Source organism: Pseudomonas sp. 58 R 3, from assembly GCF_900006605.1.
In the GTDB taxonomy this organism is placed as follows: Bacteria; Pseudomonadota; Gammaproteobacteria; order Pseudomonadales; family Pseudomonadaceae; genus Aquipseudomonas; species Aquipseudomonas salomonii.
Map to the genome: position 1 here is coordinate 31,454 of NZ_CVTT01000060.1, position 20,818 is coordinate 52,271.

20 protein-coding genes are annotated in these 20,818 nt (G+C 61.0%); 14 read left to right on the plus strand and 6 right to left on the minus strand.

The window, feature by feature from the left end; all coding sequences use genetic code 11:
- Positions 1 to 492 (minus strand): anthranilate 1,2-dioxygenase small subunit, encoded by a 492-nt coding sequence (gene antB / locus BFP92_RS17970; RefSeq protein WP_065930505.1) that lies wholly within the window; start codon positions 490 to 492, stop codon positions 1 to 3.
- On the minus strand, positions 492 to 1,883 hold the full coding sequence (antA, locus tag BFP92_RS17975) for an anthranilate 1,2-dioxygenase large subunit (RefSeq protein WP_065930506.1): 1,392 nt from the start codon (positions 1,881 to 1,883) through the stop codon (positions 492 to 494). Before antA ends, antB begins: the two co-directional genes overlap by 1 nt.
- 313 nt (positions 1,884 to 2,196) lie before the next feature.
- Here antA and BFP92_RS17980 point away from each other — a divergent pair, with 313 nt between their 5' ends.
- Positions 2,197 to 3,189: an AraC family transcriptional regulator gene (locus tag BFP92_RS17980; protein WP_065930507.1), complete on the plus strand. Its 993-nt coding sequence runs from the start codon at positions 2,197 to 2,199 to the stop codon at positions 3,187 to 3,189.
- 71 nt (positions 3,190 to 3,260) lie between these two features.
- Here BFP92_RS17980 and BFP92_RS17985 read toward each other — a convergent pair whose 3' ends face one another.
- Complete coding sequence (locus tag BFP92_RS17985; protein WP_065930508.1) at positions 3,261 to 4,136, minus strand: LysR family transcriptional regulator; 876 nt, start codon at positions 4,134 to 4,136, stop codon at positions 3,261 to 3,263.
- 114 nt (positions 4,137 to 4,250) lie between these two features.
- On the opposite strand from BFP92_RS17985, the gene BFP92_RS17990 reads away from it, so the two are divergent.
- From BFP92_RS17990 to catA, 3 genes are read left to right on the plus strand one after another with little or no spacing between them, the layout of a single operon-like run.
- The gene (locus BFP92_RS17990; RefSeq protein WP_065930509.1) at positions 4,251 to 5,378 is read left to right on the plus strand and encodes a muconate cycloisomerase family protein; all 1,128 of its coding nucleotides are present in this window, start codon (positions 4,251 to 4,253) and stop codon (positions 5,376 to 5,378) included.
- Positions 5,379 to 5,390: 12 nt separating this feature from the next.
- Positions 5,391 to 5,681 (plus strand): muconolactone Delta-isomerase, encoded by a 291-nt coding sequence (gene catC / locus BFP92_RS17995; protein ID WP_065930510.1) that lies wholly within the window; start codon positions 5,391 to 5,393, stop codon positions 5,679 to 5,681.
- Positions 5,682 to 5,722: 41 nt separating this feature from the next.
- Positions 5,723 to 6,652, plus strand: coding sequence for a catechol 1,2-dioxygenase (gene catA / locus BFP92_RS18000; protein WP_065930511.1), 930 nt, complete (start codon positions 5,723 to 5,725; stop codon positions 6,650 to 6,652).
- Between the two features lie 131 nt (positions 6,653 to 6,783).
- Here the strand turns inward: catA and BFP92_RS18005 are convergent, their stop codons facing one another.
- Positions 6,784 to 7,257, minus strand: coding sequence for an Lrp/AsnC family transcriptional regulator (locus BFP92_RS18005; RefSeq protein WP_003176072.1), 474 nt, complete (start codon positions 7,255 to 7,257; stop codon positions 6,784 to 6,786).
- Between the two features lie 144 nt (positions 7,258 to 7,401).
- On the opposite strand from BFP92_RS18005, the gene kynU reads away from it, so the two are divergent.
- On the plus strand, positions 7,402 to 8,652 hold the full coding sequence (gene kynU, locus BFP92_RS18010; protein WP_065930512.1) for a kynureninase: 1,251 nt from the start codon (positions 7,402 to 7,404) through the stop codon (positions 8,650 to 8,652).
- Positions 8,653 to 8,754: 102 nt separating this feature from the next.
- On the plus strand, positions 8,755 to 10,161 hold the full coding sequence (locus tag BFP92_RS18015; protein ID WP_065930513.1) for an amino acid permease: 1,407 nt from the start codon (positions 8,755 to 8,757) through the stop codon (positions 10,159 to 10,161).
- Here the strand turns inward: BFP92_RS18015 and BFP92_RS18020 are convergent.
- A complete protein-coding gene (locus BFP92_RS18020) occupies positions 10,107 to 10,997 on the minus strand; it encodes a LysR family transcriptional regulator (protein WP_065930514.1) in 891 nt (296 codons plus the stop codon). The two genes, BFP92_RS18015 and BFP92_RS18020, sit on opposite strands and share 55 nt — an antisense overlap.
- Before the next feature lie 183 nt (positions 10,998 to 11,180).
- Between BFP92_RS18020 and BFP92_RS18030 the strand changes: the two genes are divergently transcribed.
- The 4 genes from BFP92_RS18030 to BFP92_RS18045 all read left to right on the plus strand — a co-directional run bounded on the left by BFP92_RS18030 (position 11,181) and on the right by BFP92_RS18045 (position 15,539).
- Complete coding sequence (locus BFP92_RS18030; protein ID WP_065930516.1) at positions 11,181 to 11,945, plus strand: sulfite exporter TauE/SafE family protein; 765 nt, start codon at positions 11,181 to 11,183, stop codon at positions 11,943 to 11,945.
- Positions 11,946 to 11,994: 49 nt separating this feature from the next.
- Positions 11,995 to 12,891 carry a LysR family transcriptional regulator gene (locus tag BFP92_RS18035; RefSeq protein WP_065930517.1) on the plus strand — a complete coding sequence of 299 codons (897 nt, stop codon included), beginning with the start codon at positions 11,995 to 11,997 and terminating at the stop codon, positions 12,889 to 12,891.
- 103 nt (positions 12,892 to 12,994) lie between these two features.
- Positions 12,995 to 13,888: an NAD-dependent epimerase/dehydratase family protein gene (locus BFP92_RS18040; protein ID WP_065930518.1), complete on the plus strand. Its 894-nt coding sequence runs from the start codon at positions 12,995 to 12,997 to the stop codon at positions 13,886 to 13,888.
- 205 nt (positions 13,889 to 14,093) lie between these two features.
- Positions 14,094 to 15,539 (plus strand): SulP family inorganic anion transporter, encoded by a 1,446-nt coding sequence (locus BFP92_RS18045; protein WP_065930519.1) that lies wholly within the window; start codon positions 14,094 to 14,096, stop codon positions 15,537 to 15,539.
- Here BFP92_RS18045 and BFP92_RS18050 read toward each other — a convergent pair whose 3' ends face one another.
- The gene (locus tag BFP92_RS18050) at positions 15,540 to 15,932 is read right to left on the minus strand and encodes a lysozyme inhibitor LprI family protein (RefSeq protein ID WP_056858351.1); all 393 of its coding nucleotides are present in this window, start codon (positions 15,930 to 15,932) and stop codon (positions 15,540 to 15,542) included.
- A gap of 247 nt (positions 15,933 to 16,179) precedes the next feature.
- On the opposite strand from BFP92_RS18050, the gene BFP92_RS18055 reads away from it, so the two are divergent.
- The 4 genes from BFP92_RS18055 to BFP92_RS18070 are packed head-to-tail and all read left to right on the plus strand — an operon-like array spanning position 16,180 to position 20,310.
- Positions 16,180 to 17,529 (plus strand): GntT/GntP/DsdX family permease, encoded by a 1,350-nt coding sequence (locus BFP92_RS18055; RefSeq protein WP_239694281.1) that lies wholly within the window; start codon positions 16,180 to 16,182, stop codon positions 17,527 to 17,529.
- Between the two features lie 57 nt (positions 17,530 to 17,586).
- Positions 17,587 to 18,447: a MurR/RpiR family transcriptional regulator gene (locus BFP92_RS18060; RefSeq protein ID WP_065930521.1), complete on the plus strand. Its 861-nt coding sequence runs from the start codon at positions 17,587 to 17,589 to the stop codon at positions 18,445 to 18,447.
- Position 18,448: 1 nt separating this feature from the next.
- The gene (locus tag BFP92_RS18065; RefSeq protein ID WP_065930522.1) at positions 18,449 to 19,912 is read left to right on the plus strand and encodes an N-acyl-D-amino-acid deacylase family protein; all 1,464 of its coding nucleotides are present in this window, start codon (positions 18,449 to 18,451) and stop codon (positions 19,910 to 19,912) included.
- 29 nt (positions 19,913 to 19,941) lie between these two features.
- Positions 19,942 to 20,310: a glyoxalase superfamily protein gene (locus tag BFP92_RS18070; protein ID WP_065930523.1), complete on the plus strand. Its 369-nt coding sequence runs from the start codon at positions 19,942 to 19,944 to the stop codon at positions 20,308 to 20,310.
- The last annotated feature ends 508 nt before the right edge of the window (positions 20,311 to 20,818 follow it).

The following is a 20,818-nucleotide window of genomic DNA, read 5'->3' on the forward strand; positions in this document are numbered from 1 at the left end:
TCAAAGGTGATAGAAATCCAGCACCGAGTTGATGGTGTCGTTGAGCAACAGTGCGTGCTTGCGGGTGATCAGCCAGCTGTCGCCATTCGGTTTCAGGTGGTACGTAGCAGGCCCGTAAAACTGCTCTGAGGTGGCCAGGCGATAGAACAGCGTGTGCCAGTTCAGCTTCACCTCCAGCGTGCCGTCTGCCTGCTCGGCGATCCGCACGTTATTGATCAAGTGCAAGGTGCGCGGCATCGGCGTGGCCGACGCCGCCTTGCCGGTGCGCAAACGGAACACGCGGTCTTCCAGGCCCGAACGGTTGGCGTAGTAGATCAGCGACATCTCGCGTTTGGGGTCGCGGGTGTACACGTGTTCCGAGTCCCATTGCGGCAGGTGAAACTCGCTCTGCGGGTCGAACAGCTGCACGTAGGCGTCCCAGTCCTGGGCGTCGCACAGTTCGGATTTGCGGTAGAAAAATTGCTCGATCCGGTACTGCAATTGGGCATCCATCACTTCACCTCCCGCAGTGTCAGCGCTTGCTGGTCCAGGCCTTTGAGCAGAAATTGCTGCCAGTTACGGTGCTGGTTCACATACAGGCCTTCGTGGGTAAATTCGGTGCCGGTCATGGCCGGTTGAATGCCGATGGCTTCGCTGTTCGGCGTAGGGCCGGTTTCCCAGCGATGGCTGCCCCGTGAGATATCGCTCCAGCGCTCCAGGCGGCCCTGGAAACCGCGTTGGGCTTCGCGAAACTCCACCAGATCATCCGGCGTGCCCATGCCTGACACGTTGAAGAAGTCTTCAAACTGGCGAATGCGGTTTTCGCGGTCGGCCTCCGACTCGTTTTTCACGCCCAGGCACTGGCTGATGATCTCGGTCTTGTTCCACGCCACCGGGCGGATGATGCGCAGCTGCGAGCTGATCTGGTCGAGAAAGAACAGGCTCGGGTAGATGTTCAGGTTGCGCAGGCGGTGCATCATCCACTCGGCTTTCTGCTGGCCGTGTTCATCCACCAGGCGCGGCATGATGGTGGCGTAGCCCGAGCGCACGCCGGGGTTGGGCATGTCGCTGAACAGCACGCTGTGGCCGTTATTGAAGGCGAACCAGCCGTCATCGGTATTCGCGTCGCCGGCGCCGAGTTTGCTGTAGTCCAGGGTGCTGGCGGAGCCGCTGCCGTTTTCGCTATTCACCTGCTGGCGATGCTGCACCGTGGCCACGTAGTTGTAGTGCACGGTACTGACGTGATAACCGTCCAGGCCGTTTTCGTTTTGCAGCTTCCAGTTGCCGTCGTAGGTGTAGGCGGATTTGCCCGGCAGCACTTCCAGTTCACCGGTGGCGGACTGCGCGACCATCATGTCGAAGAACACTTTGGCGTCACCGAGGAAGTCTTCCAGGCTGTCGGTGCCTTGCACGTTGAGGCTGATGAACACAAAGCCCTTGTAGCTTTCGATACGGGCTTTTTTCAGGCCGCGTGTGGCTTTGTCGAAACCTTCCGGGTACTCGCCCGGCGCCTTGACCTTCACCAGCCGGCCGTCGCTCTTGTAGCACCAGGCGTGGAACGGGCAGGTAAAGGTCGATTGGTTGCCCTTGCCGACGCGCGTCAGCGTGGTGCCGCGATGCTGGCAGGCGTTGATCAGCGCATTGAGCTGGCCCTCGCCGTCGCGGGTGATGATCATCGGCTGGCGCCCGGCGCGCATCGTCACGAAGTCGTGGTTATTGGCCAGTTCGCTTTCGTGGCAGGCGTAGATCCAGTTTTTTTCGAAGATCAGTTCCATCTCCAGATCGAACAGTTCGGGCTCGGTGAACATGTCGCGGGCAATGCGGAACACTTCGTCCACCGGCCGAAAGTCCAGGCAACCTTCGATAAACGTTTTCCACTGCTCGACGCTTCTTGCACCACTCATGGGAGGCACCTTTTTTGATAGGGGCTAATCGGTGGGTTATTAGAGGCAGTGGAGCAGGGCGCGGGCTATCCGCTTAATGGGGGAAGGCAGGCCGCAAAATTGGGCAGCAAATACCCAGTTCAGTGCGCCCAGGTGACGCCATGCGCTACTGTCCTACCAAGGGAAGGTCGCAAACGCCTGCGGCTTATCCACATAGTCGACGGTTGCTATCCACCCGGTTGCATTCAGGCGGGCGTGGCGTAGAACTTGCTGTCGATTGCCAACGACGCGCCGCCAGAGCGCGCAACCGCCTAACCGCCGTGGGTGCACCCTGATGAGTAGCCATACACGCGAAATCCATATTCAACGCTTCGACCTGGAAGGCGCCTGCAGTTGGATGTCCGGCATTTGCGGGCCGCACCGCCTGGCGACAAGCACGCCCGAGCGCCTGCGTTTTCACCACAGCGCCAACGTGTTCAAGTCCCGCGCCACCACCTTGGGCGTGATCGAATATGGCACCGACGTGACCATTGATATCGAAGACGCCGAGCACTTCAGCAGCTACAGCCTGAGCCTGCCCTTGGTGGGCGAGCAGGAATTGAGCAAGAACGGCGAGCGCTTGAGCTCCAACCGTGACCAAGGCGTGATTTTGTCGCCTAACGAGCATCAGGTACTGGCGATATCCGGTGATTGTCGCAAATTGCAGGTGGTGATTACGCGGGCGGCGATGAGTGAGTCGCTGGAAGGGTTGCTGCAACGGCCGATTGAAGCGCCACTGCGTTTTGAGTCGGTGATGGATGCCGTGGACGGTGCTTCGGCGTCGTGGTGGCGCATGGCGCGCTACTTTATTGCCGAGCTTGAGTGCAGCAGCGAGTTGTATGAGCAGGCGGCGTTTACGCGGGATCTGGAAAGCTCGCTGATCAAGGGGTTGATCCTGGCCCAGCCGAACAACTATTCGGAAGAACTGCGCGCCGTGCTGGGCGTGAAGCTGCCGCATTATTTGATCCGGGCCCGGCAATACATCCACGACAACGCCCGCGAGGCAGTGAATTTGGAAGACCTGGAAGTGGCCGCGGGTGTGTCGCGGTTCAAGCTGTTCGATGCGTTTCGCAAATACTTTGCGCTGTCGCCGATGGCTTACCTGAAGAAGTACCGGCTGGGTGCCGTGCGCCAGGAGATCCTCGAGCACGGTTCAATCCGCACCATCTCCGAGATCGCGCTGGGCTGGGGCTTTACCCACTTGGGACGGTTTTCGGCGGAGTACCGCAAGTTGTTTGATGAATCCCCCAGCCAGACCCTGCAGCGCAAGCGCCTGCGCAGCATTTGAAAACAATGAAGATCAAACTGTGGGAGCAGGCAAGCCAGCTCCCACAGGGGAATTGCATTGTTTGGGAGAACTTAGATCAACTCTTCAACCAACTGCAAACAATGACTCAGCCCTGGCGACTGATCCTTCACGCGCCGGCTCAGGATAATCGGCGAAGTCGCAGTGGCTTCCACAATCGGCGTGTAGCCGATGTCCGCCCGGTGCAACACCTGCACCGAGGCCGGCACCAGCGTCACGCCCATGCCTGCGCCCACCAGCCCGATCGCCGTCTGCAACTCGTTGGTCCACTGCGCCACTTTGAGGCTCAAGCCATGGGCGTCGAACAGCGCGATCACATGGTCGGCATAGCTGGGGCGCGGGTTGCCGGGGTAGAGCACAAAGGGCTCTGCGGCCAATTGCGCGAGGGTGGCGGGCGCGCCGAGCAGCGAGTGGCCGGCGGGCAATACGGCCACCAGTCGGTCTTCCACCAGCACGCGCTGGACGATGGCCGGGTCGTCGATGCGAATGCGCCCGAAGCCCACATCGATGCGCCCGGCCTTAAGCGCTTCGACTTGCTGCAAGGTGGTCATCTCCGACAAGCCCAGCTCCAGCTCCAGCGCCTCATGGTTGCGCAGCCGCCGAATCAACTCCGGCAGCACGCCGTACAGGGTCGAGGGTGCGAAGCCGATGCCCAGCCAGGTCTTTTCGCCCTGGCCGATGCGCCGCGTGGTGTCGCAGACTTTAGCCAGTTGTTCCAGCAGCACATTGGCGTGCTCATAGAAAAACCGCCCGGCCTCGGTCAGCCGCAACGGGCGGCCGCGTTCCAGCAGAATCACGCCCAGTTCATCTTCCAGTTGCTGGATCTGCCGGCTCAACGGCGGCTGGGCGATGTGCAGGCGAACGGCGGCGCGGGTGAAGTTGAGGGTTTCACCCAGCACCTGGAAATAGCGCAGATGACGCAGTTCCATGACGGCTCCTTTCATACCTTGAGGGTATTGTGCGAGACCCATTCTATATTGGAAGCCTTTAAAAATACGGCACAGAATCGGCTCAAACCTATAAAGAACCCAACGGGTATAGCCATGCCGATTTGCGCCATCGAGTCGATCGAGACCATCATCGTCGACCTCCCCACCATTCGCCCTCACAAGCTGGCGATGCACACTATGCAAAACCAGACGCTGGTGATCATCCGCCTGCGTTGCGCCGACGGCATTGAAGGCATCGGTGAGTCCACCACCATCGGCGGTTTGAGTTACGGCAACGAAAGCCCGGACAGCATCAAGGTCAACATTGACCGTCACTTCGCGCCGCTGCTGATCGGCCAGGACGCAAGCAATATCAACGCGGCCATGTTGCGCCTGGAGCGCAGCATTCGCGGCAACACCTTTGCCAAATCCGGCATCGAAAGCGCCTTGCTCGATGCGTTGGGCAAACGCCTGAACCTGCCGGTGAGCGAGCTGCTCGGCGGGCGCGTGCGCGACGCCTTGCCGGTGGCCTGGACCTTGGCCAGCGGCAACACCGAACAGGACATCGCCGAAGCCGAAAAGATGCTCGACTTGCGCCGCCATCGTATCTTCAAGTTGAAGATCGGCGCCGGTGAGGTCAGCCGCGACCTGGCCCATGTGCTCGCGATCAAAAAAGCCCTGGGCGAACGCGCCAGTGTGCGCGTCGACGTCAACCAGGCCTGGGACGAAGCCGTGGCCCTGCGCGCCTGCAAGGTGCTGGGCGATAACGGCGTCGACCTGATCGAGCAGCCGATTTCGCGCAACAACCGTGGCGGCATGGCCCGGCTCAACCTGTCGAGCCCGGCGCCGATCATGGCCGATGAGTCCATTGAGTGTGTGGAGGACGCCTTCAACCTGGCCCGCGAGGGCGCGGCTTCAGTGTTCGCGCTCAAGATCGCCAAAAACGGCGGCCCGCGTGCGCTGTTGCGCACCGCCGCAATTGCCGAGGCGGCGGGCATTGGCCTGTACGGCGGCACCATGCTCGAAGGCGGCATCGGCACGTTGGCGTCGGCGCATGCCTTCCTCACCTTGAACACGCTGGCGTGGGGCACCGAACTGTTCGGCCCGCTGCTGCTGACCGAAGACATCCTCAGCGAGCCGCCGGTGTACCGCGATTTCGAGCTGCATGTGTCCACCGCACCGGGCCTGGGCCTGGCCATTGATGAAGAGCGTTTGGCGTTCTTTCGTCGTGACACACACTAAGAGGCGCCTGCCATGTTGTTCCACGTAAAAATGACCGTGAACCTGCCGCTGGACATGAACCCCGAGCGCGCCGCCAGCCTCAAGGCCGAGGAGAAAGCCCTGGCGCAGCGCCTGCAACAGGAGGGCAAATGGCGCCACCTGTGGCGCATCGCCGGGCACTACGCCAACTACAGCGTGTTCGACGTCGACAGCGTGCAAGACCTGCACGACCTGCTGATGCAACTGCCGCTTTTTCCCTACATAGCCATCGAAGTGAACGCCCTGTGCCGCCACCCTTCGTCGATCCATGAGGACGACCGTTAAGCCCGTTTGCACCCAATAATTACAAGATGAGGATTTGCACCATGTCCATCCGACTGTCCCAGACTGCCCACGCCCAGGCGTTTCTCGAAGAAGCCAGCGGCAACCATAACGACGGCGGCAACCCGCGCGCCAAGGCGCTGATCTATCGGATCCTGCGCGATACGGTAAACATCATCGAAGACCTGGAAGTGACCCCGGAAGAGTTCTGGAAGGCGGTCAATTACCTCAACGAATTGGGTAAAAATCAGGAAGCGGGTTTGCTCGCCGCCGGCTTGGGCCTGGAGCATTACCTGGACCTGTTGATGGACGCTGCGGACCAAGAGGCCGGCAAATCCGGTGGCACGCCCCGCACCATCGAAGGCCCGCTGTACGTGGCGGGTGCGCCACTGAGCCACTACGAAGCGCGGCTGGACGATGGCAAGGACGACGCGGTGCCGCTGTTTATGCGCGGGCAAGTGCGGGGCACCGATGGCAAGCCGTTGGCGGGCGCGATTGTGGATGTGTGGCAGGCCAACACGGGTGGCACCTATTCGTGGTTTGACCCGACGCAATCGGAGTTCAACCTGCGTCGGCGCATCGAGACCGATGCCCAGGGCAACTACCGTTTTCGCAGCATCGTGCCGTCGGGCTATGGCTGCCCGCCGACCGGGCCGACGCAGCAGTTGCTCGACCAATTGGGGCGCCACGGGCAACGGCCGGCGCATATTCACTTCTTTATCTCGGCGCCGGGGCACCGGCATCTCACCACGCAGATCAACCTGTCGGACGACCCGTACCTGCATGATGATTTTGCCTACGCGACGCGCGATGAGTTGATCGCCGAGATTCGCTTTAGTGACGATCAGCAATTGGCGCGGGAGTTTGGGGTGCAAGGGCGGTTTGCGCAGATTGATTTTGACTTTGAGTTGCAGCTGGCAGACGCGCCGGTAGAGCAAAAGCGCATGCAGCGCGTTCGCGCCCTCGAAGACTGATTAAACGCGCAAGATCGTTCCCACGCTCGGCGTGGGAATGCCGCCCAGGACGCTCCGCGTCCGCTCTTAAAGGCGTGACGCAGAGCGTCACAGGAGGCGTTCCCACGCAGAGCGTGGGAACGAGCATCTGGTTATTTGCGCACCACCAGATCCAACACCTCATCCCGATCCTTGATCTTCTGCAACACAATCTCCGAACGAATATCCATCACCCCGGCCGTGCGGTTCAGGTGGTTCACGATAAAGTCGGAAAAGTGCTTGAGGTTGCGCGCCTGCACGCGCAATACATAGTTGCTGGCGCCGGTGATCACATAGGCACTGGCCACCTCCGGCCAACCTTGCACCTTCTTGATAAAGGTCTCGTGCCAGTCCTCCACATCCTGGCGCAACGACAGGTGCACGATGGCCTCAAGCTCAATCCCCAACTGCTCGGCATTCAACACGGCGCGGTAGCCGCTGATGATTCCTTCGCTCTCCAGCAGGCGCAAACGGCGCAGGCAGGCGGAGGGCGACAGGGCGACTTTTTCCGCCAATTCCTGGTTGCTGATGCGCCCATCCTGTTGCAAAAAATGCAGGAGGCGCAGGTCGGTGGCGTCGAGAATCATGGTTAGAATAAATCCGCGTGTTTGGGGGTTAAATTCGAATTTCCTACAGCTTAATTAGCCTGTTACCTACCACTTTGCACGAAAATTCTCTAAAGCTTCGTTCATTATTTGGTCCATCCTCACTTATAAAAATCAGGACGCCCTATGACCACTCGAAGCCACTGCCAAGCCCTCGACGCCCAGGACCCGCTGGCGCCACTGCGTCAGCAGTTTGCCTTGCCTGCGGGCGTGATCTACCTCGATGGCAACTCTCTGGGCGCCCGCCCGGTAGCGGCGTTGGCGCGAGCGCAGCAGGTGATCGCCGAGGAGTGGGGCAATGGCTTGATTCGCAGCTGGAACAGCGCCGGTTGGGCCGACTTGTCCCAACGCCTGGGCAACCGCCTGGCGCCGCTGATCGGCGCGCGTGACGGTGAAGTGGTGATTACCGATACCACCTCGATCAACCTGTTCAAGGTGCTCAGCGCTGCCTTGAGCGTACAGCGCCAACGCGAGCCTGCGCGCAAGGTGATCGTCAGCGAGGCGAGTAACTTCCCCACCGACCTGTACATCGCCGAGGGCCTGGCCGAGCTGTTGCAACAGGGCTATTCCCTGCGCTTGGTCAACAGCCCGGACGAACTGCCCCAAGCCATCGGCCAGGACGTGGCGGTGGTGATGCTCACCCACGTCAATTACAAGACCGGCTACATGTACGACATGCAGGCGCTCACCGCCCTGAGCCATGAATGCGGCGCGCTGAGTATCTGGGACCTGGCGCATTCGGCGGGCGCGGTGCCCATCGATCTGCATCACGCCAGTGCTGACTATGCAATTGGCTGCACCTACAAATACCTGAACGGCGGGCCTGGCTCCCAGGCGTTCGTGTGGGTCAACCCGGCGTTGGTGGATGTGGTGCGCCAGCCGTTGTCGGGCTGGTTCGGTCACTCGCGCCAGTTCGCCATGGAAGCTCAATACGCGCCAAGCGCCGGCATCGCGCGCTACCTGTGCGGCACACAACCGATCACGTCGTTGGCGATGGTCGAATGCGGCCTGGAGATTTTTGCCCAGACCGACATGGCCAGCCTGCGCAGCAAATCCCTGGCCTTGACCGACCTGTTTATCGCGCTGGTCGAAGCCCGTTGCGCCGCCCACGGCCTGGTGCTGATTACGCCGCGTGAGCATGCCAAGCGCGGCAGCCATGTGAGTTTCGAACACCCGGAAGGTTATGCGGTGATCCAGGCCTTGATTGCCCGTGGGGTGATCGGTGATTACCGCGAGCCGCGCATCATGCGTTTTGGGTTTACGCCGTTGTATACGAGCTATACCGAGGTATTTGACGCCGTGGAGATCCTGGGCGAAATCCTCGACAACCACACCTGGGACCAGCCGCAATTCAAAGTGCGCAACAGCGTCACTTAAGTACAACACGAATCAAAATGTGGGAGCGAGCAAGCCCGCTCCCACAGGGAATCTGCGTCAATATCCAAACAGTGCAATCACAATAATAAAGGGGCACACCACGTGACCACGCCAGACAACGGCTTTGCAGAGATCACCCAGCGCGAACTGGGCCTGAGGCGCCAGCTCACTTCCGGCCAGATGAGCATGATCGCCATCGGTGGCGCCATCGGCACCGGGCTGTTCATGGGCAGCGCCTACGCCATCGGTTACGCCGGGCCGAGTGTGCTGGTGAGTTACGCCATCGGCGCGTTGATCACCTTGTTGCTGATGGGCTGCCTGGCGGAGATGACCGTGGCGCACTCCACCTCGGGCTCGTTCGGCGCCTATGCCGAGTTTTACATCAGCCCGCTGGCCGGCTTTCTGGTGCGTTATGCCTACTGGGCGGCAATTGTGCTGGCGGTGGGCGCCGAGGTCACGGCGGTGGCGATGTACATGAAGTACTGGTTCGCCAACGTGCCGGAGTGGGTGTGGATCGTGTCGTTTTCCAGCGTGCTGATTCTGCTCAATGCCATCAGCGTAAAGACCTTCGGCAACTTCGAATACTGGTTCTCGACCATCAAGATCACCGCGATCGTCGGCTTCATCATCCTCGCCGTGTACGTGGTGTTCGGTTCCGGTAACCCTGACTATGGCGTGCAGAATTACACGGCCCATGAGGGGTTTTTCCCCCATGGCCTGAGCGGCATGTGGATCGCGGTGATCGTCTCGATCTTCAGTTATCTGAGCGTAGAAATGATCGCCGTGGCCGCCGGTGAAGCCGCCGACCCGGAGCAGGCGGTAAAGAAAGCCTTTCGCGCCACCATCGTGCGGTTGGTGGTGTTTTACCTGCTGACGCTCGCGTTGATGCTCGCCATTGTGCCGTGGAACCAGGCCGGCCAGACCCAGAGCCCGTTTGTCACGGTGATGCAGACCATCGGCATTCCCGGTGCCACCGGGGTGATGAACTTCGTGATCCTGATCGCCGCGTTGTCGGCGATGAACAGCCAGCTCTACATCACCACACGCATGATGTTCAGCCTGTCGCGTGCAGGCTTTGCGCCCAAGTCCATGGGCGCCTTGAGCAAGAGCGGCATTCCGCTGAACGCGTTGCTGCTGTCCAGCTCCGGCATCGCCCTGGCGACCCTGCTGAATGTGGTGTACCCGGAAAGCTCGTTCACCTTGATGATGGCGATTTCGATGTTTGGCGCGATCTTCACCTGGTTCATGATTTTCCTCACGCACCTGTTTTTCCGCCGTTATCGCAAGCGCCATGGCGGGCCGAAGTTGTCGTTTCAGCTGCGCCTGTTTCCCTACAGCACGCTGCTGGGTCTGGTGCTGATGGGGGCGGTGATGATCACCACGTACTTCACCGAGGCCTTCAAGATGACGCTGGTGTTTGGGGTGCCATCCCTGCTGATTCTGTCGGCGGTGTATTACGGGTTTTTCCGCAAGGGCAGGGCCAGGGCGTCGAACAAGGCTTTGGCGTAACCCGGCAACTGCTCGAAGGAGCGGGCGCATAACAGCAGCGTGCGACAGGCCCAGTCTTCAGTTAATGGCTGGGCCTTGATGCGCTTTTCTGTCGGCCAACGTTCCAATGCAGCCTGGGGCACGATGCCCAGGCCGGCGCCGCCGGCGACCATGCGGATCAACCCATCAAAACCCTCGGCGCGAATGCGGGTTTGCAGGCGAAAGCCTGCGTGCAGGGCCTGTTCTTCCAGGTACACCGAGAGGGCGCTGTGGGCGGTCAGGCCGACGTAGTCGTATTGCAGGCTGTCGATGAAATTCGCCGTCGCCAACGGATGATCGAGGGGCATGATCAGCACCAGCGGGTCATCGCGAAACGGCAGGGTCTGCAGGCCGTGGGTGTCCACGGCATCAGAGATAATCCCCAGGTCTGCTGTGCCCTGGCGCAAAGCTTGGGTAATGCGCAGGCTCGGCAGCTCCTGCAGGTCGATATCGAGGTTGGGGTGTTGGCGCAAAAAATCCGCCAGCAGTTCCGGCAGGTATTCGCTCAGGGCGGTGGTGTTGCACAGCAGGCGCACCTGGCCTTTGATGCCCTTGGCGTATTCGGCCAGGTCCTGTTGCAGGTGCTCGGCCTGTTGCAACAGCAGTCGGGCGTGGCGGGCCAGGGCTTTGCCGGCGGGTGTCGGGGTGACGCCACGGCGGTTACGTTCCAGTAGCTCAATGCCAAGTGATGCTTCCATCGCGCGGATGCGCGCGCTGGCGGCGGCCAGGGATAAATGGCTGCGCGCCGCGCCGGCGGTGATGTTGCCGGTGTCGAGGGTGTGCAGGTAGAGGCGCAGGTCGATCAGGTCAAAGTGCATGGCTGGGGTTTCTCGAGTGACTTCACTGGCCCTATCGCAGGCAAGCCCGCTCCCACATTGGAATGCATTTCAAATGTGGGAGCGGGCTTGCTCGCGAAGAGGCCCTCAGCCTCACACAAAACAAGAGGCTGCCTCAGTATATGGCGAATTTCCATAAACGCCTTAAGTCCACACAATCGCCCCATGACTACCTTCCTTGCGTTCTACCAAAACCTTGGCCCCGCCTTGACCCTGCTGGTAATCGGCACCTTCCTGCTGGCCGGCACGGTCAAAGGCGTGATCGGCCTGGGCCTGCCCACCGTGGCCATGGGCATGCTCGGCCTGGCTATGCTGCCGGCGCAGGCTGCTGCTTTACTGATCATCCCTTCAACGGTCACCAACCTCTGGCAACTGGCGTTCGGCGGCCACTTGAGCGCCTTGCTCAAACGCCTATGGCCCATGCTGCTGCTGATTTTCCTCGGCACCGGGCTCGGCACCTTGTGGCTGGGCATGGACGGCGGGCACTGGGTGGTTCGCGCGCTAGGTGGCGCCTTGCTGGTGTATGCGTTAAGTGGCTTGTTCCTGCCGACCTTCAAGGTGAAACCTCAAACCGAGCGCTGGCTGGGCCCGTTGTGCGGTCTGGTCACCGGCCTGATCACTTCGGCGACCGGTGTGTTCGTGATTCCGGCCGTGCCCTATCTGCAAGCCCTGGGTTTGCACCGCGATCAATTGGTGCAGGCGCTGGGGCTGGCGTTCACCGCTTCCACGCTGGCGTTGGCTGCTGCGTTGGCCTGGCGCGGCACACTGGGCGGTGGCGAAGTCAGCGCCTCGTTGCTGGCGCTGATACCCGCGTTGCTGGGCATGTGGCTGGGCCAGGTGCTGCGCCAGCGCATCAGTGCGGTGCTGTTCAAGCGGGTGTTTTTTATCGGCATGGTGCTGTTGGGCAGTCATCTGTTGATCAGCGGCTGAGTGGCTGTTCACGGTGTAAGCTGTCGCGAACCGATTGAGAGGACAACCCTTGAAAGCCCGATCCGATGAGCTACAGATCTTCGTCAGCGTGATTGAGTGCGGCTCGATTTCGGCGGCTGCGGAGCAGGTCGGGCAGACGCCGTCGGCAGTCAGCCGCACCTTGTCGCGCCTGGAAGCCAAGCTCGACACCACGCTGATCAACCGCACCACGCGGCGCATGGACCTGACCGAAGAGGGCAAGTATTTTTTCGAACAGGCCAAGGTGATCCTGGCGCAGATGGACGAGCTGGAAGAGCGCCTGTCGTCGCGCCAGAAGAACCCGGCCGGGCGCCTGCGCATCAATGCGGCCGTGCCGTTCATGCTGCATGGGATCGTGCCGTACATTGCCGAGTTTCGCAGCCTCTACCCGGATATCCAGCTGGAACTGAACAGCGACGACCTGATCATCGACCTGCTGGAGCAAAGCACCGACATTGCCATTCGTATCGGCGCCCTGGCTGACTCGACTCTGCATGCGCGGTCACTGGGTTGCACCCCGCTGCATATCCTCGCCAGCCCCGATTACCTCAAGCAGTTCGGCACGCCGAAGACAGTGGCCGAGTTGGCCGACCATACGCTGCTGGGCTTTACCCAGACCGAAACCCTCAACCACTGGCCGCTGCGTCACGTGGAAGGCGACCGCTGGCTGATCCAGCCGAGCATTGCCGCCTCCAGCGGTGAAACCGTGCGCCAGCTGGCGCTGGAAGGGCAGGGCATTTGCTGCCTGTCGAACTTCATGACCAACGCCGACATCGATGCCGGGCGCCTGGTGCCGTTGCTGGAAGCCTTCAACAGCGGCTATCGCCAGCCGATCCACGCGGTGTTCTACCGTAACTCTCAGTTGGCGCTGCGCATCCAGTGCTTCCTGGACTTCATTCAAGCCAAGTTGGCGCGATATGCCTGTTGATTCGTGACCTGCACGCAAGATTGAATTGGGCAACATGGGCTTATTCGGCGCAAATGACTGCTTGATACTGGGCCCATCACTTACCCCGTCAGGAGCAACCTCCATGAATGTATTCGTCACCGGCGCAGCAGGGTTTATCGGCGGCTCCATCGCCACCGGCCTGGTCAAGGCCGGCCACACGGTCACCGGCCTGGTGCGCAGCGCCGAGCAAGCGGCTGAAATGACTGCCCTGGGCATCACTCCCGTGATCGGCATGCTGGATGACGCCGCCGTGTTGACCGCGCAGGCTTCTAAAGCTGATGCGGTGATCAATGCCGCCAGCAGCGACCATCGTGCTGCCGTCGAAACCTTGCTGGCCGCCTTGAAAGGTTCGAACAAGCCGTTCCTGCACACCAGCGGTTCGAGCATTGTCGGTGATGCGTCGGGCGGTAAAGCCAGCGATGTCATCTACGTTGAAGACAACCTGCCGGAGCCGACCGTCGACAAGGCCGCGCGCGTGGCCATCGACAACCTGGTCCTGGCAGCGGCCAAAGACGGCGTGAACTCGGCGGTGATCTGCAACACCCTGATCTACGGTCACAGCCTGGGCGTGAAGCGTGACAGCGTGCAGTTGCCGCGACTGCTCAAGCAAGCGCGCAAAAGTGGTGTGGTACGGCATGTGGGCACCGGCCAGAACATCTGGTCCAACGTGCACATTGAAGACGTGGTGGCCCTGTATCTGCTGGCGCTGACCAAAAACGTCCCGGGCACGTTCTACTTTGTGGAAAGCAGCGAAGCGGCATTTGTCGACATGACCACCGCGATTGCCCAAGCGCTGAACCTGGGCGAGCCGCAGGACTGGCCATTGGCCGAGGCTGAGGCAGAGTGGGGTTATGAAATGGCCAACTATGGCCTGGGCTCCAACAGCCGGGTGCGTGGCAAGCATGCACGTGAGTTGTTGGGCTGGGCGCCGAAGCGCACGTCGGTGGTGGAGTGGATTCGTCACGAGATGGTGTGATGTTCGCTTAGTACCGCGGCGCGCCCTTCGCGAGCAAGCCCGCTCCCACACTGACCGCGTTCCAGCTTTGGAATGCAGTCAAATGTGGGAGCGGGCTTGCTCGCGAAGGGGGCCACTCGGTCTATCTGGCTGACACTTCACTGGCCCCACCCGCCGCAATTCCGTACCATCCCCCGCCATATCCCTCGCTACTCCCTGGTAACTCATGAACCTCACCCGTCTGCGCGCCGATGCCCTGGCCGGCCTCACCACGTCTTTTGCGCTGCTGCCCGAATGCATCGCCTTTGCCCTGGTGGCTCACCTCAACCCACTGATGGGCCTCTACGGCGCCTTTATCATCTGCACGCTCACGGCCTTGTTCGGCGGCCGGCCGGGCATGGTCTCGGGCGCGGCGGGTTCGATGGCGGTGGTGATCGTGGCGCTGGTGGTGCAACACGGCGTGGAGTATTTGCTCGCGACCGTGCTGCTGGGCGGGCTGATCATGGTCGCGTTCGGCCTGTTACGGCTGGGCAAACTGGTGCGCATGGTGCCGCACTCGGTGATGCTCGGGTTCGTCAACGGCCTGGCGATCATCATTGCGCTGGCACAGCTGGAGCATTTCAAAAGCGGTGAAACCTGGCTGAGCGGCACGCCGTTGTACGTGATGACCGGGCTGGTGGCGGCCACCATGGCGATTGTCTACCTGCTGCCACGCCTGACCCGCGCCGTGCCGCCCGCGCTGGTGGCGATTTTGGGCGTCGGGCTGGCGGTGTACGTGTTGGGCTTGCCGACCCGTACGTTGGGCGATATGGCCCACATCGCCGGCGGCCTGCCGACCTTCGCGTTGCCGCAGATCCCCTGGACCCTGGAAACCCTCGGCATCATCGCGCCCTACGCGTTCCTGATGGCGATGGTTGGCCTCCTGGAAACCCTGCTGACCCTGAACCTCACCGACGAAATCACCGAAACCCGTGGCTACCCCGACCGTGAAAGCGTGGCCCTGGGCGCGGCGAATATGGTCTCGGGCCTGTTTGGCGGCATGGGCGGTTGCGCGATGATCGGGCAAACCGTGATCAACTTAAGCTCCGGCGGGCGCGGGCGTTTCTCCGGGGTGTTTGCCGGGGTGATGATCCTGTTGTTCATTTTGCTTCTGTCGCCGCTGATCGAGCGCATTCCGCTGGCGGCGCTGGTGGGGGTGATGTTCGTGGTGTCCCAGCAGACCTTCGCCTGGGCGTCGCTGCGGGTGATCAACAAGGTGCCGGTCAATGACGTGCTGGTGATTATTGCGGTCACGGTGATTACCGTGTTCACCGACCTGGCCACCGCCGTGCTGTGCGGCATCGTGATTGCGGCGCTGAACTTCGCCTGGCAACAGGCCCGTGAGTTGTATGCCGATGAGCATCTGGAAGCCGACGGCAGCAAGCTGTATCGCCTGCACGGCACGCTGTTCTTTGCCTCGACCACGCCGTTCTTGAACCAGTTCGACCCGGCCAACGACCCGGCCCAGGTGACGCTCGATTGTCGTCACCTGAGCTTTGTCGACTACTCGGCGATTGCTGCGTTGATGACCCTGCGCGAGCGCTATACCAAGGCCGGCAAGCATGTGCGCGTGCTGCATTTGTCGGAGCGCTGCAAGAAGCTGCTCAAGCGCGCCCGCGTGCATCACGACTGATTACAGCGGCAGCATGTTTTCCAGTTCCTGGGCGCGGGTCTGGGTCATGTCCAGCATGCAGCCGATGCCATTGACCTGATCGATGGTGCCGCCGGTCGCTGAGCCGATGAAGCCGCAGTTGGCGTCCCGGTACTTTATCCACAGGCGCTGCACGTCTTGCAGTTGCTGCTTTTGTTTGCCTTCCTGAAGGGCAAGGACGGCTTTGTAGGCCTTGTTCAGGCGCGCATCCTGGATCTTGGCTTCGGTGGCGTTGCAGGCAACCATATCCGCCGTGGTGTTGGCGCCATCCAGGCATTTTTTCAGCGCCGGGCTGTCATCGGCCGAGGCGCTGCCGCAAAAGGCCAGCAGCAGTGCGCTGGCGGCGAAAGGAACAAGCAGGGTCTTGCGCTTCATTGTCGGTTTTCCTGGTTGTGAGTAGGGCTGCCATTTGAGACTCGGCCCTGGTAGCTGAGTTTCCCCGCGCAAAAAACTTCGTGTAAGAACACCCCCCGAATTTTCATCGACTGGCGTTGGGCATATCCCAAAGCGACAGCGCTTATCCGTGGGCGAAAATGACTTTCATAAAAATTGAAAATTAAACCCGGTAATGATTTATGAGTTTCACAACCAATTCGACGTGACCCTTTCCAAGGAGTACCGCATGGCCGCACCACTGGGCTTTGGGCTGTTGGCATACGCTGCCATCGCCATCATTGCATTGATCGTGCTGATTGCACGTTACCGACTCAACCCGTTTATCGTCATCACGTTGGTGTCCATCGGCCTGGCTTTGATGGCCGGCATGCCGGCGGACACCATCATGGGCTCGTATGAGGCGGGCGTCGGCAAGACCCTTGGGCATATCGCCCTGGTGGTGGCGCTGGGCACCATGCTTGGCAAGATGATGGCCGAATCCGGCGGTGCCGAGCAGGTGGCGCGTACGCTGATCAACCGTTTCGGCGAGCGCAACGCCCATTGGGCGATGGTGTGTATTGCGTTCCTGGTGGGGCTGCCGCTGTTTTTCGAGGTCGGTTTTGTGTTGCTGGTGCCGATCGCCTTTACGGTGGCGCGGCGCGTGGGCGTGTCGATCCTGATGGTCGGCTTGCCGATGGTCGCCGGTCTGTCGGTGGTGCACGCGCTGGTGCCGCCACACCCGGCGGCGATGATGGCGGTGCTGGCCTATAACGCGTCGGTGGGGCAGACCGTGCTGTACGCGATTCTGATCGGCATTCCCACGGCGATCATCGCCGGCCCCGTGTATGCCAAGTTCATCGTGCCGCGCATCCACTTGCCGGCGGAAAACCCGTTGGAACGCCAGTTTATCGAGCGCGAGCCGCGTACACGTTTGCCAAGTTTCGCCCTGACCATGGGCACCATCCTGCTTCCGGTGGTGCTGATGATGATCGGCGGTTGGGCCAACGTGATTTCCACTCCGGGCACTGGCTTCAACCAATTCCTGCTGTTTATCGGCAACTCGGTGATTGCGCTGCTGGTCGCCACGCTGGTGAGCTTCTGGACCCTGGGCCTGGCCCAGGGCTTCAACCGCGAAGCGATCCTCAAGTTCACCAATGAGTGCCTGGCGCCGACCGCCAGCATCACCTTGCTGGTGGGCGCGGGCGGCGGCTTGAACCGCATCCTGGTGGACGCGGGCGTGACCCATGAGATTCTTGGCCTGGCGCACGCGTTCCACCTGTCGCCGCTGGTGATGGGTTGGTTGTTTGCCGCGTTGATGCGCATCGCCACCGGCTCGGCCACCGTGGCCATGACCACGGCCTCGGGTGTAGTCGCGCCCGTTGCCTTGGGCCTGGGTTATCCACACCCTGAATTACTGGTGCTGGCGACCGGTGCGGGTTCGGTGATCTTTTCCCACGTCAACGACGGCGGCTTCTGGCTGATCAAGGAATACTTCAATATGACGGTGATCCAGACCTTCAAGACCTGGACAGTGTTGGAGACTTTGATTTCGGTGGTCGCGTTCGGTCTGACTTACGGCCTGTCTCTTGTTTTATAAGCATTGTTTTATAAGCCTTGTTTTATAAGCCTCATTTTGTAACCCGGAGCCAAGCCGATGGACATCCTCTACCAGATCCGCGCCCGTCAGGATTCGTTCAGCGCCGGTGAAGGCCGTATCGCCAAGCTGATGCTCGATGACGTGGGCTTTGCCGCGTCGGCCAGTCTGGAAGCGTTGTCGCAACGGGCCGAGGTCAGCACGGCAACCTTGTCGCGGTTTGCCCGTAGCGTCGGTTGCCGCGATTTACGCGATTTGCGCCTGCAACTGGCCCAGGCCAGTGGCGTGGGCAGTCGCTTCCTCGACCCGGCCGGGTTGCCGGAACAGTCGGCGTTTCACCGGCAGATTCTGGGCGATATCGAAGCGACGTTGCGTCAGCACCTGTCGGGTTTTAACCAGGCCAGTTTTGTTGATGCGGTCAGCCTGTTGGGCAAGGCGCGGATGATTCACGCGTTCGGCATGGGCGGCCCATCGAGCCTGTGCAGTGACGAATTGCAGGTGCGCCTGGTACGCCTGGGCTACCCGATTGCCGCCAGCCACGACCCGGTGATGATGCGGGTCACGGCGGCCACTTTAGGCCCGGAGCAGGCGCTGATCGTGTGCTCGCTCACCGGGCTGACGCCAGAACTGTTGGACGTGGTGAAGCTAGCGCGTAGCTACGATGCGCCCATCATCGCCATCACCCTGGCCGACTCCCCTCTGGCCGAATTGGCGGACGTACTGCTGCCGCTGCAACCGGCCGAAACCAGTTTTATCTACAAGCCCACTGCGGCGCGCTACGGCATGCTGTTGGCCATCGATCTGCTCGCCACCGAGCTGGCGCTGGCCCGGCCGGACGACAACCAGGAACGCCTGCGCCGGATCAAGCTGGCCCTCGACGATTATCGCGGCGGCCCCGACAGCCTGCCGCTTGGAGACTGAAATGAAGTACGAGACGCTGATCCGCCAGGCGCTGATCATTGATGGCAGCAACACGCCGGGCTATGTCGCCGATGTGGGGCTGCGCGCCGGGCGCATCGAGCGCATTGGCGATTTGTCGAGCGCAACCGGTGAGCAGGAAATCGACGCCAGTGGCCGCGTGTTGGCGCCGGGTTTTATCGACGTGCACACCCACGATGACACGGTGGTGATCCGCCATCCGCAGATGCTGCCCAAGCTCAGCCAGGGCGTGACCACGGTGATTGTCGGCAACTGCGGCATCAGTGCATCGCCAGTGAGTTTGCGCAATGATCCGCCCGACCCGATGAACCTGCTGGGGGCGCGTGAAGCATTCGCCTATCCACGTTTTGCCGACTATCGCGCGGCGGTGGAGCAGGCCCATCCGGCGGTCAACGTAGCCGCATTGATCGGCCACACCGCATTGCGCAGCAACCATATGGACGACCTGCACCGCACCGCCACCCCCGGCGAAATTGCCGCCATGCGCGTGCAGTTGCAGGAGAGTCTGCAGGCGGGTGCCCTAGGGTTATCCACAGGCCTGGCCTACGCCAGCGCGTTCAATGCCGAGACCGATGAAGTGCTGCAACTCAGTGAGGAACTCACGGCGTTTGGTGCGGTGTACACCACGCATTTGCGCAGCGAATTCGAACCGGTGCTGGAGGCGATGGATGAGGCATTTCTGATTGGCCGACATGCGCAGGCACCGGTGATCATTTCCCACCTCAAGTGTGCCGGTGCGGGCAATTGGGGGCGCAGTCCGCAACTGTTGGCATCGTTGGAGTTGGCAGCGAAAACCCATCCGGTCGGGTGTGATTGCTATCCCTATGCCGCCAGCTCGTCGACGCTGGATCTAAAACAGGTCACCGACGCGTTTCGTATCACGATTACCTGGTCAACACCGCACCCGGAGGTCGGCGGGCGCGACCTGCAGGACATCGCTGCCGAATGGGACGTTTCGCTGATGGATGCGGCACGTCGCCTGCAACCGGCTGGGGCGGTGTACTACGGAATGGATGAGGCGGATGTACGGCGTATTCTTGCGCATCCGTTGTCGATGGTGGGGTCGGATGGTTTGCCGGAAGACCCGTTTCCCCATCCACGTTTGTGGGGCGCGTTCCCACGGGTGCTGGGGCACTTCAGCCGCGATGTGGGGTTGTTTCCACTGCACACGGCGGTGCACAAAATGACCGGGTTGTCGGCGGCGCGTTTTGGGCTGGCCGAGCGTGGAGAAATTCGTGAGGGGCACTGGGCCGACCTGGTGTTGTTCGACCCGTTGCGCGTGCGTGATGTGGCGGACTTCAAAGAACCGCAACGCGCCGCCGAGGGGATTGATGGCGTGTGGGTCAATGGCGTGCTGAGCTATAGCGAGGGGCAGGCCAATGGTCAGCGGCCGGGGTTGTTCCTCGCGCGCAATGGCGATTTGCGTGGCGGGTTTTCGTCTCTATAGTGGGCGCATTCATACAGGGAGCGGTTGCCATGCACTTAGGAAAAGTCACCCCGATTTTGCGCATATTCGACGAGTCCAAAGCGTTGGAGTTCTACGTCGACTTCCTCGGGTTCAAGATTGACTGGCAGCACCGTTTCGAGGCGAATTTCCCGTTGTACCTACAGGTGTCGTTGGGCGAATGCGTGCTGCATTTATCCGAACACCATGGCGATGCTTCGCCGGGTGCGGCGGTGCGGATTCAGGCACAAGGCGTGGACGGCTACCAGCAGCAGTTGCTGGCCAAGGGCTACCGGTATGCCAAGCCTGGGGTTGAAGAAACGCCCTGGGGCTCGCGGGAGATGAGCATCAAGGACCCGTTTGGGAATCGGTTGGTGTTTGTTGAGGAAGGCGAGGGCTGAAGGGTAAATCGCAGGCAATAAAAAACCGCCTTAGTAGGGCGGTTTTTTATTGCAAACCCAGTGAGTGGCTGGGTTGCTATCTCAAAAGACGCAATCGACCCGCAGCCAGATACTACCGCCGGTCATGTCGTCACGCAAGACGGAACCGTCGCCAGCATGGATACTTTAGGTGTTTTTCTCTTGCCCGATTTGGCTGCAAAAGCTTGCAATGAATCTATCGGTCGATACTGGATATTTGACCACTATTCGACACACCTTAGACGGGAATGTTGGTTAGGATCTTCCCCGTTCTGCGTTTGTTGCTTTTCAGGTGAGCCGGGTATGCGCGCGAATTCTGGACCGACCGCCACGGGCTAGTAATCCGTGCCGGATTGATGCGGAAGGACCATTAGCCCGGCTGCCTCAAAAGGCGCAATCGACCCGCGTCTGAAGGCTCACATGTTCCGGTAAGTGCGCTGGAGGTAAGGCCCAACTCAAGGAGGGCCGGGTATGTCTAAGTTTGCACGAC